At 44.7% G+C, this 12,842-nt stretch carries 10 protein-coding genes; 1 reads left to right on the top strand and 9 read right to left on the bottom strand.

The annotated features are described in order from the left end of the window. Positions 1-373: 373 nt before the first annotated feature. From mtaB to lepA, 9 genes are all read right to left on the bottom strand, one after another. On the bottom strand, positions 374-1,711 hold the full coding sequence (gene mtaB / locus AS888_RS20665; RefSeq protein ID WP_061143993.1) for a tRNA (N(6)-L-threonylcarbamoyladenosine(37)-C(2))-methylthiotransferase MtaB: 1,338 nt from the start codon (positions 1,709-1,711) through the stop codon (positions 374-376). Positions 1,712-1,717: 6 nt separating this feature from the next. Further along, positions 1,718-2,470, bottom strand: coding sequence for a 16S rRNA (uracil(1498)-N(3))-methyltransferase (locus AS888_RS20670; protein WP_061143994.1), 753 nt, complete (start codon positions 2,468-2,470; stop codon positions 1,718-1,720). Positions 2,471-2,608: 138 nt separating this feature from the next. Further along, entirely contained in the window at positions 2,609-3,550 is a 942-nt protein-coding gene (gene prmA, locus AS888_RS20675) for a 50S ribosomal protein L11 methyltransferase (RefSeq protein WP_061143995.1), read from the bottom strand. 36 nt (positions 3,551-3,586) lie between these two features. Next, the gene (gene dnaJ, locus AS888_RS20680) at positions 3,587-4,708 is read right to left on the bottom strand and encodes a molecular chaperone DnaJ (protein ID WP_061143996.1); all 1,122 of its coding nucleotides are present in this window, start codon (positions 4,706-4,708) and stop codon (positions 3,587-3,589) included. Positions 4,709-4,999: 291 nt separating this feature from the next. Further along, positions 5,000-6,835, bottom strand: coding sequence for a molecular chaperone DnaK (gene dnaK / locus AS888_RS20685; RefSeq protein WP_061143997.1), 1,836 nt, complete (start codon positions 6,833-6,835; stop codon positions 5,000-5,002). Between the two features lie 36 nt (positions 6,836-6,871). Next, positions 6,872-7,462: a nucleotide exchange factor GrpE gene (gene grpE, locus AS888_RS20690; RefSeq protein WP_061143998.1), complete on the bottom strand. Its 591-nt coding sequence runs from the start codon at positions 7,460-7,462 to the stop codon at positions 6,872-6,874. A 99-nt stretch (positions 7,463-7,561) separates the two neighbouring features. After that, positions 7,562-8,590 (bottom strand): heat-inducible transcriptional repressor HrcA, encoded by a 1,029-nt coding sequence (hrcA, locus tag AS888_RS20695; RefSeq protein ID WP_061143999.1) that lies wholly within the window; start codon positions 8,588-8,590, stop codon positions 7,562-7,564. A gap of 125 nt (positions 8,591-8,715) precedes the next feature. Next, entirely contained in the window at positions 8,716-9,867 is a 1,152-nt protein-coding gene (gene hemW, locus AS888_RS20700; RefSeq protein ID WP_061144000.1) for a radical SAM family heme chaperone HemW, read from the bottom strand. Positions 9,868-9,954: 87 nt separating this feature from the next. Next, positions 9,955-11,790 (bottom strand): translation elongation factor 4, encoded by a 1,836-nt coding sequence (gene lepA / locus AS888_RS20705; protein ID WP_061144001.1) that lies wholly within the window; start codon positions 11,788-11,790, stop codon positions 9,955-9,957. Positions 11,791-12,204: 414 nt separating this feature from the next. Here lepA and AS888_RS20710 point away from each other — a divergent pair. Further along, positions 12,205-12,842: transposase (locus AS888_RS20710; RefSeq protein ID WP_185113146.1), on the top strand; the 638-nt coding region annotated here is incomplete at its 3' end.

The following is a 12,842-nucleotide window of genomic DNA, read 5'->3' on the forward strand; positions in this document are numbered from 1 at the left end:
AATGGTTCGGTGGCACCAGTTGATCTAAAGTAATCATTTCAAGTTGATCTCGCTGAATAGAATCATGTTTAGAAAGCATCCTCATCACCTCAAGTTTTAAAACTTCAATTTTAAAACAAAAATGACTCCAGTCAAAAGTGTTCTATCTAAATGGTAAGACAAAGTTGGTTGGAACGGAAGGTACGAGACTCCTGCGGGAAAAGCGCGTCTAGGGGAGACCCCGCAGGCAAAGCCGAGGAGGCTCCCCGACCGCCCGCGGAAAGCGAGTGCCTGGAGTGGAAATCAACGTCTAAATTGTACAGGCCATAAAAATAGACAAACTCGATTTTCATCGAGTTTGTCTACAGTCTGAAAGACAGCGTAATTCGCTGTCTTATATATTTGCTGCTTGCTGCAATGGAAAATCTTTCATAACCGTCACGAATTGACCTTCACTATGAGGGTATCCAGATTTTGTAATCTTCACTTTTACGATTTCTCCAACCATTTCTTCCGTAGCCGGGAAAACGATTTTCATGTAATTATCGGAGTAGCCTTCATAAAGGCCATTTTCCAGCTTCGTCTCAGGGATGACTTCAAGGACTTCCCCTTCGAAACGGGAAGCATACTCTTTGGCCAATTGATCGGACAACGCGATAAGACGGTGGACGCGTTCGTTTTTGACATCTTCATCCACTTGATCTTCCATTCGTGCCGCCGGTGTCCCTGTCCGTTTTGAATAAGGGAAAACATGAAGCTCGGAGAATTTGTATTTTTCGATAAAGTTATAGGTCTCCATGAATTCTTCTTCCGTTTCCCCTGGGAAGCCGACGATGACATCTGATGTAACGGCAAGACCGGGCAGTGCAATTTTCAATTTTTCAATCCGATCGCCAAAGAAATCCATCGTATATTTACGCCTCATTCGTTTCAGGACCGTATCGGAGCCCGATTGAATCGGAATATGCAAATGACGCACCACTTTTTTCGAATTCGTCAGCACTTCGATGATCTCATCGGTGATTTGGCTCGCTTCAATGGATGAAATGCGGATGCGCTTCAACCCATCGACCTGTTCCAAATCACGAAGAAGCATCGCCAGGTTATAGTCCTTCAAGTCATCACCGTATCCACCAGTGTGAATTCCGGTCAAGACTAGCTCCTTATATCCTGCCTCGACAAGCTGTTTAGCTTGGTGTACGACTTCCTTTGGATCGCGGGAACGCATCAAGCCACGCGCCCAAGGTATGATGCAGAAAGTGCAAAAGTTATTGCAGCCTTCCTGGATCTTCAGCGAAGCGCGGGTACGATCTGTAAAAGCAGGTACGTCCAGTTCCTCATAAACACGATTTTTCATGATATTGCCGACAGCATTGATCGGTTCACGCTCTTCCTTGAACTGCTCGATATAATCAAGAAGTTTGACCCTATCCTGTGTTCCAACGACAATATCCACGCCTGGTATGGCCATGATCTCCGCCGGCGAAGTCTGGGCGTAGCATCCGGTTACCGCGATGACGGCATTCGGATTTTTACGAATGGCGCGGCGGATGACCTGGCGACTCTTCTTATCGCCCGTGTTGGTCACGGTGCATGTGTTGATGACATATACATCCGATGCATGTTCAAACTCAACACGATCATATCCCCCGGTTTTGAATAATTGCCAAATAGCTTCTGTTTCATAATGATTCACTTTACAGCCTAATGTATGGAAAGCGACCGTTGCCATTTTTCATCACCTCAAAAGTTCTACATGATAAGAAACAGCGGAAAGTGCATATAAAGGTGCTGTTTCAGTTCTTAATATTCTTGGTCCAAGGCCGCAAGCTACAAAGCCGGCAGCGGACAGTTTTTCGATTTCCTTGTCTGCCAAGCCACCTTCAGGACCAAATACGAAAAGAATCGATTGTCCTGCGGTGATATCTTTCAAGACGGACGCAAGGACGGAAGTTTCCCCCCGTTTCGCTTCTTCTTCAAAAGCGATTAATTTATGATCGAACCCGGCAGCGTGCGAAGCTAGCTGGTCAGCCGTCATCGGCTCCTTGACTTCAGGGATGACCGTTCGATGTGATTGCTCAGCGGCTTCTTTTGAAATCTTCTGGAGCCGCTCCAATTTCTTTCCTACCTTTTTGTGGTCCCATTTTACCACCGAACGAGCAGCAATAAAAGGGATAAATTCAGCGGCGCCAAGTTCGGTCCCCTTCTGAACGATATATTCCAACTTATCCCCTTTAGGCAGACCGCTCGCGATTACCACCCTCACCGGAAGTTCCTTCTCTTCATTCTTCCATTCAATGACAGTTCCTATAACCGCATCATCCGTCATTTCCGAAATTTCCATGACAGCCGCCATACCGTTTTCCTTCACGGTAATGATTCGCTCTCCCGGAGCCATCCTCATCACCCTGGCGATATGGTGAAAGTCATCGCCTGAAATCGTTACCGTGCTTCCTTTGATGTCTTCGTCGTTAAGAAAATACCGTTGCACACTGCCACCCACTCCGTCTAGTCTAAAAAACCTACAGGCTAACAATCCCGTTTCCCGAGTGCAAGCCATGCAAAGATTCAAGCTAAAAAAAGGTACTCTGATTATCCAACTACCCGATAATCAGAGTAACTTTTCCAATTAACCATTCCTTTTTGCGATTATGGCCACCCAATCTTCCATCAAGACCGTTTCCTCAATGGTGAATCCGGATGCCGTGATCGCGTCCTTGACATCTTGTTTCTTCGGCTGAATGATTCCGGATGCTATGAAATATCCGCCTGGCTTAACCACTTTTGCTACATCATCGGTAAAGCGCATGATGACTTCGGCAAGAATATTGGCCACGACGACATCGGCTTGTTCATGCACACCATCCAGCAAGTTGCCCTGCGAAACAGACACTCTATCTTGTACATTATTAAGCTGCACATTTTGCGTAGCGGATTGTACAGCCACTTCATCCAAATCAAGGGACTGGATCTGCTTGGCATCGAGCAATGCGGCCGCAATGCTCAATACGCCAGACCCGGTTCCTACATCGACTACCAGGTCGCCTGGCCTCACTGTACGCTCCAGTGCTTGGATGCACATGACCGTCGTTGGATGTGTGCCTGTTCCGAAGGCCATGCCTGGATCAAGTTCAATGATCAGTTCGTCACTGCTGACAGGAGTGTAATCCTCCCATGTAGGAACGATGGTAAAACGTTCGGAAATCTTGACGGGATTATAATATTTTTTCCAAGCGGTTGCCCACTCTTCTTCATTCACTTCACTGATCGAAACGATATTCTTCCCAAGGTCAATATCAAAAAGAAGGAGATTATTAATTGATTCCTTAATGGCATCGACGGTTTCGCCAAGGAAGCTGTTTACGGGCAAATACGCCTTGATCAATACACCTTCATCCGGATAATCATCTGGGTTCAAGTGATAGATTTCGCCAAAAACGTTTTCACGTTCTTTGACTAATTCTAGAGGATCCTCAATGACAACACCGCTTGCACCTGCCTCATGAAGAATATTCGAAACAGGTTCAACCGCTTCATTCGTTGTTTGGATTGCAAATTCAGACCACTTCATAGTCTACCAACTCCCAATTTCTTCTTTTACTTTAATTCACCTATCTTTAAAAGCACGCTTCACTTTTGAGAAAAAGCCATCCTCTTGCTCATCTATACCTGGTTGTCCGCTGATATCGCTGAATTCACGAAGCAGGTCCTTTTGTTTTTCCGTTAATTTTTTAGGCGTGACCACCAACACGACAACATGCTGATCTCCTTGGCCATATCCCCTGACATTCGGGACACCCTTGCCTTTTAAACGGAAACGGGTACTTGTTTGTGTACCTGCTGGAATCTTCAGCTTCACTTTTCCATGCAGGGTAGGAACCTCGATCTCATCCCCTAATGCTGCCTGGGCAAACGTGACCGGCATTTCACAATAGATATCATCGCCGTCCCGCTCGAAGAATTCATGGCTGCGTACATGGAAGACCACATATAGGTCCCCAGCAGGTCCGCCGTTGATTCCCGGTTCCCCTTGACCGGTTACCCGCAGCTGCTGGCCATCATCAATTCCGGCCGGCACCTTGACTTGGATTTTTTTGCGTTTTTGAACCTTTCCGTCGCCGCCACATGTTGAACATTTTTGGGGAATGATTTTCCCTGTTCCTTGACAATGATGACATGCTCTCCGGTTCACAATTCTGCCGAACGCAGTATTTTGCTCTACATTCAATTGACCAGTTCCATGGCAATGTGAACAAGTTTCCACTTTAGTCCCTGGTTTGGCACCTGACCCTTTACATGTATCACAATCCTCTTCACGAGGAATTTCAATTTCGGTATCTTTTCCGAATGCCGCCTCTTCAAACGAAAGCGTCATCGTATATTGTAGGTCCGCTCCTTGACGCGGTGCATTAGGATCTCTCCTGCGTCCGCCGCCGCCAAAAAAACTGCTGAAAATGTCTTCAAAACCGCCGAAACCGCCGAAGTCCTGACCGCCGCCGAATCCTTGGTTCGGGTCGGTATGTCCGAATTGATCATAATGGGACTTTTTTTGTTCGTCGCTCAATACCTCATAAGCTTCCTTGATTTCCTTGAACTTATCCGCAGCATCGTCCGCTTTATTAATATCAGGGTGATATTGTTTGGAGAGCTTGCGATACGCTTTTTTGATTTCATCCTTCGAAGCACTCTTCGAAAGGCCTAACACCTCATAATAATCACGTTTACTCATATCTAAAATCCACTCCCGATTCGATTCACATAAAGGTAATATTATCACTGAACGAAGATAATAATCAACTAGAAAAGTACAAACGGCATTGACACTTTTTTGCAAATGATAACGTCAGCGCCGAATTGCACACTTTTTTTCTTATAATCACATATTTCCCCAGGCTGCGTTTGTATGGAGAAAACCATTCATTGTAAAAAAGCCAAAGCCAAGATAACCTGACTTTGACTTTTCTACAATGACAGGCCAAAAACGCTGCCATATATATCAGCTTCCCGGATGGGTCACTTTTTATTTTTTCTCTTCTTCGTTAACTTCTGTGTACTCTGCATCGACGACGTTATCGTCTTTTGCACCAGCTTCGCCAGCTCCAGCTTCACCAGCTTGCTGAGCTTTTGCCGCTTCTTCATAAAGCTTCATGGTCAATGCTTGAACGATTTCGTTCAGTGCATCTTTCTTCACGCGGATTTCTTCAAGCTCGTTTTTCTCGATGGCAGCTTTCAGTTCATCCTTCGCTTCGTTCGCTTTCGTCACTTCCGCTTCGTCCACTTTGCCTTCTAGATCTTTAAGCGTTTTTTCCGTTTGGAAGACTAGTTGATCCGCTTCATTGCGAAGCTCCACTTCTTCCTTACGTTGCTTATCGCTGTCAGCATTTTCTTCCGCTTCTCGTACCATGCGGTCGATTTCTTCATCAGAAAGGCCTGAAGATGATTTGATCGTGATCGCTTGTTCCTTGTTTGTGCCAAGATCCTTCGCACGAACGTTCACGATACCATTTTTATCGATATCGAATGTTACTTCAACTTGAGGAACTCCACGTGGTGCCGGCGGAATGTCACTCAATTGGAAGCGGCCAAGCGTTTTGTTATCCGCTGACATTGGACGCTCACCTTGAAGAACGTGGATATCAACAGCCGTTTGGTTATCAGCCGCAGTCGAGAATACTTGGGATTTACTTGTTGGAATCGTTGTATTGCGGTCGATCAATTTCGTGAACACTCCGCCCATCGTTTCAATTCCAAGTGAAAGTGGAGTTACGTCAAGAAGAACGACGTCTTTAACATCTCCTGTTAATACGCCACCTTGAATCGCAGCACCCATGGCCACTACTTCATCAGGGTTAACGCCTTTGCTTGGCTCTTGTCCGATTTCCTTTTTGATTGCTTCAACAACCGCAGGAATACGTGTAGATCCACCAACAAGGATGACTTTATCGATTTCAGAAGCAGAAAGGCCCGCATCTTTCATCGCTTGACGAGTAGGTCCCATTGTGCGTTCTACAAGGCCTGAAGAAAGCTCATCGAATTTAGCTCTGGTCATGGTTACATCCAAGTGAAGCGGGCCAGCATCCCCAGCCGTGATGAATGGCAATGAAATTTGTGTAGACGTTACACCGGAAAGATCTTTTTTCGCTTTTTCAGCTGCATCTTTCAAACGTTGAACAGCCATTTTGTCTTTGGAAAGGTCGATTCCGTTTTCTTTCTTGAATGCTTCCACTAAGTAGTCGATGATGACTTGGTCGAAATCATCTCCACCTAGACGGTTGTCGCCGGCTGTGGATTTAACCTCGAATACGCCATCGCCAAGTTCCATGACAGAAACGTCGAATGTTCCGCCGCCAAGGTCGAATACAAGGATCGTTTGATCTTCTTCCGTTTTATCCAAGCCGTATGCAAGTGCTGCAGCTGTCGGTTCGTTGATGATACGTTCCACTTCAAGACCGGCAATTTGTCCAGCGTCCTTTGTTGCCTGACGTTCTGCATCATTGAAGTAAGCAGGTACGGTGATGACCGCTTTTGTAACCTTCTCACCAAGATACTCTTCAGCATAAGATTTCAAGTATTGAAGGATGATTGCAGAAACTTCCTGAGGTGAATACTCTTTTCCTTCGATTACTTCTTTATGGTTCGTACCCATATGACGCTTGATGGAGATGATCGTGTTAGGGTTTGTGATCGCTTGGCGTTTTGCCACTTCCCCTACTTGTCTTTCTCCATTTTTGAATGCCACTACGGATGGAGTTGTACGGTTTCCTTCTGGATTCGGGATTACTTTTGGTTCCCCGCCTTCAAGTACAGATACACAAGAGTTTGTTGTACCTAAGTCAATACCAATAATCTTGCTCATAGTTTCACTACCTCCCAGTAATTATATGTAAAATGCTTATTCGTTCACTTTCACCATTGCAGGTCGAATCACTCGGTCTTTAAGCAGGTATCCTTTTTGGAATTCCTCCACGACGATGTTGGAACCGAAGTTTTCATCTTGGACTTGCATGACCGCTTGATGCAAACGAGGATCGAACTCTTCACCAACCGAGCTGATCGGCTCGATGCCTTCTTTGGCCAATGCGTCCGTAATCGTCTTGTAAACCATTTCCATGCCCGAAAGCAGGGATTTCGTTTGTTCATTTTCCGCTTCGATTTTTGTAGCTCTTTCAAAATTATCAAGGGCTTCCACTAAATCGCCAGCAATACTTTGAACTCTATATTTTTGAGCCGCCTCCATATCAAGCTTGGCACGGCGTCTTGAATTATCAAAATCGGCCTGCAGACGAAGGTAACGGTTATCCATTTCTTCGATTTTTGCCTGAAGCTCGGCAATCTTTTCCTGAGCCAACTGAAGCTCATCCTTTTCAGCCGGATCCTGGTTTTGCTCCGCTGGAATTTCTTCTTCAGCGAAAACCGCTTCTGCAGCGTTTTCTTCGATTGTTTCATTTTCCAATGTTTGTTCTTCGTTTTTATTATCTGTCACAATCTCACCTCCCTAAAAGGGTTATACAATTTATGCTAAAGTATTATGCCAGGCGACGGGATGCTGCCCTCCGCCACCTTAACAATATTACCTTTGCTCCTATTTTTGATACAGTTTTGTCATGAGGGCAGTCAAATCCTTCGAGAAAAACGAAAGCAAACTGATTACCCTCGAATATTCCATCCTCGTCGGACCCAATATGGCTAATGTGCCGACTTGCTCCTGTCCGATTGAATAAGTTGCGGTTATCAAGCTGCAATCATCAAGCACTGTGTTTTGATTTTCGCGGCCGATCCTGACGTGGATGCCAGATGGGTTTTGGGTAATGAGATCATAAAACCCCTGCTCCTGCTCAATCATGGATAAAAGCGTGCTGACCTTAGCGATATCATGGAACTCCGGCTGCCTCAGCATATTCGTTTTCCCGCCGAAAAATATTTTTTCGGGGTTTGTATCCGTCAAGGTATCCGCGAGGACGGATACCATCGATCCGTAGTTTTGAATATGGCGGCTTAACAGAACAGCCACTTCCTTATATATCTTATCCTTTAAATCAACTAACGGAACGTCGACCAATCGGGCATTTAATATGTTCACCATCTTTTCGATTTCGTTTATATCGAAAGAAGGAGGAAGGGAAATCATTCGGTTCTCCACATGACCTGTATCGGTAATGATGATGGCAATCGCTGTTTCAGCGCTCAAGGGAATGATTTGGATTTTCTTCAGCTTATGTTCATTCACTTTCGGTCCAAGCACTATTGCCGTATAATTCGTCAGTTCCGAAAGAATTTTCGCTGACTTTTGAACGATCTTTTCCAATTCATAAATTCGTTCTACAAAAACGGATTTCAATAATTTCATTTCATTCTTTTTCGGAGCTTGAGGAGAAAGTAAATGATCCACATAATATCTATACCCTTTTTCAGAAGGAATCCTGCCGGAAGATGTATGGGTTTTTTCTATAAATCCCATTTCTTCAAGATCAGACATTTCATTGCGGATTGTGGCAGAGCTGAACGTAATTTCATCTTTCTTCGACAAGCTTCGTGACCCGACTGGCTGGGCTGAATGGATAAAATCCTCGATTATCACTTGTAGAATCAATAATTGACGATCAGTTAGCATGTATGATCACCTCTGTTAGCACTCTGTCTCTCTGAGTGCTAATATACTAATAAATTATCAAATGCAGCCAATGATGTCAACAAAGAAAACCCGTAATTCATCGTTAAAATGACAAGCGATTTCCTTTACTCGGATTCGGCAACACCTAAAAATGATTGGAACACTTCATTTCCGAGCAGTTTCCCCTGTTCAGTCAAGCGGACGAAGCCGTCCTCAACCATTAGAAGGCCCTTTGCCACTTCTTCCTGAAGCGGTTTCCGGAAAATCTCGGTCATTTCAACAGAAAATTTATTCATGAAGTTCTCGATTGAAACTCCTTCTGTTTTCCGGAGGCCCAAAAACATTTCTTCCTCCATCCGTTCATGGAGCGGGACCTGATGTTCCTCCAAAACCGGCAGCTGATTTGCTAATAAAGGGGTGATATATTTCTTCACGGGGCCATGGTTAGCCACTCGCCTTCCTCCAGTATAGCCATGCGCGCCGGCACCAATGCCATAATACTCCACATTATCCCAATATGTCAGATTATGACGGCTTTCAAAACCAGGCCGGGCAAAATTACTGATCTCATACTGGTGGATACCTTGCTTCTCCATATCTTCCATGAGCTTCTCATACATGGAAGCCTCGAGTTCCTGCGGCGGCAGGTTCAATTTACCCTTTCGCATCTGATTGTAAAAAACCGTCTTCGGTTCAACGATCAATGAGTAACTGGAATAGTGCGGCAATTGCAGGGCAAGGGCTTTATCCAGCGTATCCTGAAAATCGGCCATCGTTTGACCAGGCAATCCATAAATCAAATCAATGCTGATATTCGTGAAGCCAACCTCCTGAGCCAGGTGGATCGTTTCGTACACTTCGGAAGCCCGATGAGTCCGTCCTATCCGTTTCAACAATTCATCATTGAAGCTTTGCACACCGAAGCTAAGTCGATTGACACCCGATTGATACAGGATTTCGAGTTTTTCCCTCGAAAGATCCCCTGGATTGGCCTCGAATGTATATTCGGCTTTGTTCGGTTCGAATGGCAAGGTTTCATTGATTGCTTCACATAGGAATGTCAGCTGTTTTTCATCTAATGAGGTCGGTGTCCCTCCGCCGACGAAAACGGTATCCAATCCTGTCGTCGGGTATTTGGCAAGCTGCAGGGCCATTTCCCTTTTCATCATCTGTAAATATTCGTCGACAGGCTGCCCTTGCAGGAATACTTTATTAAAATCACAATAGTGACAAATGTGTTCACAGAACGGTATATGGAGATAGGCGCTTTTAATCATCGTGTTCACAACCTTTAATCGAATGAGTCGATAGAAAAAGAGGCTAGAATCACTCTACCCTCTTTTCCCCTCTATCGTTAATTTTATTTATTTCTTCGGTGTCGTATCATCCATTTTCAAAACAGCCATGAAAGCTTCTTGCGGCACTTCAACGGATCCTACCTGTTTCATCCGCTTTTTACCTTCTTTCTGTTTTTCGAGCAACTTACGTTTACGAGATATATCGCCGCCGTAACATTTAGCCAATACGTTTTTGCGCATGGCACTAATTGAGGAACGGGCCACGATTTTCTGTCCGATAGCTGCTTGGATCGGCACTTCGAATTGTTGTCTCGGAATCAATTTCTTCAACTTTTCAACGATGACTTTACCGCGTTCATAGGCAAAATCCTTATGAACGATGAAGCTCAACGCATCGACGGTTTCGCCATTGAGCAGGATATCCATCTTCACAAGCTTGGACGGTTTGTAACCGATCAACTCATAATCGAATGAAGCATAGCCTCTCGTATTCGATTTCAATTGATCGAAGAAATCATACACGATTTCCGATAACGGTATCTCATAATGAATGCTCACACGTGTCTCATCGATATATTCCATGTCAATGAAGTTACCGCGTTTGTTTTGACAGATTTCCATGATCGTCCCGACGAATTCCGTCGGTGCCATCATCGTCGCTTTTACGTATGGCTCCTCGACGCGTTCAATCTTTTGGGCATCAGGCATGTTGGATGGGTTATCAACCTTCAGAACCGTTCCGTCCGTTTGGACAACATCGTAAATAACACTTGGTGCAGTAGTGATTAAATCAATTTTGAATTCACGTTCAATCCGTTCCTGGATAATTTCCATATGAAGAAGTCCAAGGAATCCGCAACGGAAGCCGAAGCCTAACGCTTGCGATGATTCCGCCTCGAACTGAAGCGCAGAATCGTTCAATTCCAATTTTTCCAAAGCATCCCTTAGGTCATTGAACTTCGATGCATCGATTGGGTATAACCCGCAATACACCATCGGATTCATCTTCCGGTAACCCGGAAGCGGCTCTGTCGCACTATTGACGGCACTTGTGATCGTATCACCCACCGTCGTATCGCTGACATTTTTAATGGCAGCCGTAAGGAACCCTACATCGCCGACATTCAGCTCACCCAGCAGTTGCGGTTTTGGGTTGAAGACACCCAATTCCGTTACATCGAATTCCTTGCCAGTGGACATCATTTTGATTTTGTCGCCCACTTTTATGGAACCTTCGACAACACGGATATAGGCAACGACACCGCGATAGGCATCAAACAGTGAATCGAAAATGAGCGCCTTGAAAGGGGCATCCGGATCTCCCTGTGGCGGCGGCACCAATTCAACCACCTGCTCGAGAATCTCCTCGATTCCGATACCGGCTTTAGCCGAAGCAAGGACTGCATCGGAAGCATCCAAGCCGATCACTTCCTCGATTTCACCACGCACCCTTTCCGGGTCAGCACTTGGCAAGTCGATTTTGTTGATGACCGGAATGATTTCCAGGTTGTTATCCAAAGCCAAATACACATTTGCCAGCGTTTGGGCTTCAATGCCCTGAGCTGCATCGACAACAAGGACAGCGCCTTCACACGCAGCCAGGCTTCTTGAAACCTCGTACGTGAAATCGACATGTCCCGGTGTGTCAATCAGATGGAAAATATACTCTTCGCCATCTTTCGCATTATATTTCAATTGGATTGCATTCAATTTAATCGTAATTCCACGCTCTCGTTCCAGATCCATGGAATCCAGCAGTTGACTCTTCATTTCACGTTGAGTCATAGCGTTCGTTTTTTCAATGATGCGATCCGCCAATGTAGATTTACCATGATCAATATGAGCGATGATGGAAAAGTTACGAATCTTTGATTGTCTTTTTAATTTTTCTTCTCTATTCATGACGTTCACTCCCACTAGTCGACACAATACACTATTTTTTATTATATCAATAGAAAATGCAAGATTCAACAGAATAGTTACAAAAGAAGCATCATTGTAAGGTAAAGCATAAAAAAAGGCTGCATCGGATTGGATGCAGCCCCAGACTGTAGACAAACTCGATGAAGATCGAGTTTGTCTATTTTTATGGCCTGTACAATTTAGACGTTGATTTCCACTCCAGGCACTCGCTTTCCGCGGGCGGTCGGGGAGCCTCCTCGGCTTTGCCTGCGGGGTCTCCCCTAGACGCGCTTTTCCCGCAGGAGTCTCGTACCTTCCGTTCCAATCAACTTTGTCTTACCATTTAGATAGAACACTTTTGACTGGAGTCATTTTTGTTTTAAAATTGAAGGATTAAAACTTGAGGTGATGAGGATGCTTTCTAAACATGATTCTATTCAGCGAGATCAACTTGAAATGATTACTTTAGATCAACTGGTGCCACCGAACCATTTGGTTCGTAAAATGGAGGCTGCCATTGACTTCACTTTCATTTATGACTTGGTGAAAGATATGTACTCAGAGGTAGGACGCCCAAGTATTGATCCAGTTATTTTAGTTAAACTGACTTTCATTCAATATCCCTTCGGTATTCGTTCCATGCGTAAAACGATTGAAGAAGTTGAAACCAATATGGCTTATCGTTGGTTCTTAGGCTATGGTTTCCATGATAAAGTGCCTCATTTCTCTACGTTCGGAAAAAATTATGAGCGACGCTTTAAAGATACAGACCTGTTTGAACAGATTTTCTGTCGCATTTTAATGACAGCTGCTAATAAAAAGTTAATAAGTGTAGAACACGCTTTCGTGGATTCCACACATGTGAAAGCCAGTGCGAATAAACGGAAATTTGAAAAGAATATCGTTCGTAAAGAAACACGAGCGTATCAAGGACGTCTTCAAGAAGAAATCTATCAAGATCGTGAAAACCACGGAAAGAAGCCTTTTCCACCAGATAAATTTGATAAGGAAGAAACCAAAGCAATTAAAGAAAGTACTACGGATCCTGAGAG

This window comes from Peribacillus simplex (assembly GCF_001542915.1).
GTDB lineage: Bacteria > Bacillota > Bacilli > Bacillales > DSM-1321 > Peribacillus > Peribacillus simplex_B.

What these genes read in the sequence shown, in the direction of transcription:
- lepA (WP_061144001.1), bottom strand. Translation starts at nt 11,790, where the DNA reads ATGAATAGAGAAGAAAAATTAAAAAGACAATCAAAGATTCGTAACTTT.
- mtaB (WP_061143993.1), bottom strand. Translation starts at nt 1,711, where the DNA reads ATGGCAACGGTCGCTTTCCATACATTAGGCTGTAAAGTGAATCATTAT.
- dnaK (WP_061143997.1), bottom strand. Translation starts at nt 6,835, where the DNA reads ATGAGCAAGATTATTGGTATTGACTTAGGTACAACAAACTCTTGTGTA.
- hrcA (WP_061143999.1), bottom strand. Translation starts at nt 8,590, where the DNA reads ATGCTAACTGATCGTCAATTATTGATTCTACAAGTGATAATCGAGGAT.
- dnaJ (WP_061143996.1), bottom strand. Translation starts at nt 4,708, where the DNA reads ATGAGTAAACGTGATTATTATGAGGTGTTAGGCCTTTCGAAGAGTGCT.
- hemW (WP_061144000.1), bottom strand. Translation starts at nt 9,867, where the DNA reads ATGATTAAAAGCGCCTATCTCCATATACCGTTCTGTGAACACATTTGT.
- prmA (WP_061143995.1), bottom strand. Translation starts at nt 3,550, where the DNA reads ATGAAGTGGTCTGAATTTGCAATCCAAACAACGAATGAAGCGGTTGAA.